This is a genomic window from Oleiphilus sp. HI0066 (assembly GCF_001635725.1).
On sequence record NZ_LWFH01001096.1, the window covers coordinates 1 to 1,258 of the forward strand.

Genomic DNA, 1,258 nt, shown 5'->3' on the forward strand with positions numbered 1-1,258 from the left:
AAGAGTGTAATCGTGAATCCATCACTTTAATATCAGTAGTAATTTTTAAACGCAGCTATACGCTTAATTGAAATCACCCCACAACCATTGCAACACAGACAAAATAGTTACCGGCGCGGTCTCTGTTCGCAATACGCGAGGACCAAGCGTGCAGGCAATAAAGTTATTCTGTGTCGCGTGGTTTATTTCATCGCTCGTAAGTCCACCCTCGGGGCCAATCAATATGATGACGCGCTCAGGTGATGGACTTACTGTTGCCAAGTCTTGAGTGTCACGATGATGCAATACTAGCTTTATCACTTTGTTTGTTGCATTCGCGTTTACGAAGTGATCTAAGATCTCTACTTGTGCGATCGACGGCACCGTTGCACGACCACATTGCTCGCACGCACTAATAGCTATTTGTTGCCAACGCTTAATGCGCTTGTCTTCTTGTTGGTTATCAAGGCGGACCTCGCAGCGTTCGCTTGTTAATGGCGTGATTTGATTGACGCCCAACTCACATGCTTTCTGAATAGCGTAATCCATTCGATCGCCACGAGACATGACAATAGCTAAATGTGTATGAAGGTTTGATTCTGACTCGCAGAAGATTCTATCTTTGGTTTGTACCGTGACATTACGTCGATCAATTGTTGCGATCGTCGCAGGGTAGTAATAGCCGTCTCCATTGAATAGTTGCAGCGCAAAGCCTTTCTTCATACGCAATACNTTTATGATGTGCTGAGCAGCTTGATCATCAAGTGTGATCGACGCGTTATCATCTAGATTGGTAGAGACATAAATATTGGGGATTCGCATAGCGGGCCTTTTCGTGCGCTTCAATCTGGCGACCAGACATTAGAAAGATGCGTAGTGTAATTCATGCTGCACACCACTGCCTACTTTCTAGCGAAATTCATGACACCAAATTACGTGTTTAATATGATGGTGAATCGATAAACGCTGATTTGAATAGATCGATAAAGCATCTGTGTTTCACCGGCATGTATTGATAGTTTTTGTAGATCAGATACACAGGGATTTTGCTTGCGACATCAGGAGGCGTGATATCTATGAGAGAGCCTTTTTCGATGAACGGCTTTAGCATATGTTGAAAGCAAAAACTGGCTGCGAAGCCAGATGAGGCAAGGTTCAAAAATGTCGCTATATCAACACCGGTATGTACTAAATTTGTTGGATGAGGAATAGGGCTGTCCTCGTGTGTTAGAAGCTTTTTGATTGGAATGTTGTTCGGAATGAGCAGAGGGTAATTGGT

General features: G+C 43.7%; 2 protein-coding genes. Both read right to left on the minus strand.

The window, feature by feature from the left end; genetic code table 11:
* Window positions 1-63: 63 nt before the first annotated feature.
* A complete protein-coding gene (locus A3738_RS14150; RefSeq protein WP_068763656.1) occupies window positions 64-801 on the minus strand; it encodes a 16S rRNA (uracil(1498)-N(3))-methyltransferase in 738 nt (245 codons plus the stop codon).
* A 118-nt stretch (window positions 802-919) separates the two neighbouring features.
* The coding region (locus tag A3738_RS31130; RefSeq protein ID WP_197473860.1) for a LysR family transcriptional regulator at window positions 920-1,258 on the minus strand (339 nt) is incomplete at its 5' end.